The sequence below is a fragment of the Pedobacter sp. 01N416 genome (genome assembly GCF_056399685.1).
Window position 1 is genome coordinate 1 of the sequence record NZ_JBFTRT010000836.1, and the last position, 1,482, is coordinate 1,482.

General features: G+C 40.6%; 1 protein-coding gene. It reads left to right on the top strand.

The window, feature by feature from the left end; genetic code table 11:
- Positions 1 to 367: 367 nt before the first annotated feature.
- Positions 368 to 1,482 (top strand): glycoside hydrolase family 43 protein (locus AC1DND_RS27670; protein ID WP_477586041.1); only part of this gene is annotated, 1,115 nt, incomplete at its 3' end.

The following is a 1,482-nucleotide window of genomic DNA, read 5'->3' on the forward strand; positions in this document are numbered from 1 at the left end:
CTCCTATGGAGAGCCTGTCGAAGACCCCTATTTTTAATACAAAGAAAGTACTTCAACAAGCTGTCATTTACAGATCCCAATAGAAAGGTCGTCATTGCGAGGAGGAACGACGAAGCAATCTTACAACTATTGCTATTTGCGAGTGCATTAAGATTATTCATTTTTCAGTTGTTTTTAAAGGTGTTCATGAGCTCACTTTCGTTCGGTTATCTTCGTGCCTCGCAATGACGATACATTGTGAGCTATAAAATCCCCTGTCACCCATATCGATTTTTTTAAAACAAACATCTGGAGCTTTCTTTTGAACAAATGGCTCATGCCAGTAAGGAAGTAGATGTTAGTTTTGAGCATAACCAACGTGCATTTTATGAAAAAAATTCTTCTATTGATTGCCCTTCTTTATACTGGCTATTCGTACGGACAAATTAAATTTACAAACCCGATTATGGCAGGGTTTTATCCTGATCCCAGTGTAACCAAAGTGGGAAGCGATTATTACCTTGTTAATTCAACCTTCGCCTACTTTCCAGGTGTTCCCGTGTTCCATAGCAAGGATTTAAAAAATTGGAAGCAGATCGGCAATGTGATCGATCGCCCGTCACAAATGACTTTTTTCGGTGATCGTACCTCTAGAGGGCTTTTTGCACCTTCAATCAATTACTATAAAGGGACATTTTATATGACCTGTACCAATATCGATAAGCGTGGAAATTTTGTAATGACGTCAAAAAAACCTGAAGGACCATGGAGTGATCCAGTTTGGTTACCGCAAGTGAGAGGGATTGACCCGTCACTGTTTTTTGATCAGGACAAAGCCTATATCGTTTATAACAGCGATGCGCCAGATAATAAACCCCTATATCCTGGGCACCGAACCATCCGTACTTTTCAGTTTGATCCAGTCGGTTTAAAAGTAGTGGGTGAAGAAGTTCAGTTGGTAAATGGTGGGGTAGACATCAGCAAAAAACCGGTCTGGATTGAAGGACCGCACATTTTTAAACGTGGCGATTGGTATTATCTCTGTGCTGCCGAAGGAGGTACTTCCGTTAATCACTCACAGGTAATTTTAAGAAGTAAGCAAGCCACCGGACCTTATGTTCCTTATGAGAAAAACCCGATATTGACGCAGCGCGATTTAGATCCAAACCGTAAAGACCCGATTACTTCTACTGGTCATGCAGAATTAGTTGATGGTCCAGATGGGAAAACTTATGCCATTTTCCTGGCTGTAAGGCCTTATGAAGGCAATCATTATAATACCGGGAGGGAAACATTTATCGCGCCGGTTAAATGGGTAGATGGCTGGCCAATCATCAATCCAGACCAAAAAGAAGTTCAATATAGTTATACTGCTGATTTTAAGGAAATAAAACAGATTGCCCCGCCACAAAGTGGAAACTTTGCCTACAGAACTACCTTTGATAAAAAACTTGATCAATCGTTATTGTTTCTAAGAACCAATGATACCAGCTGGTATAGGTT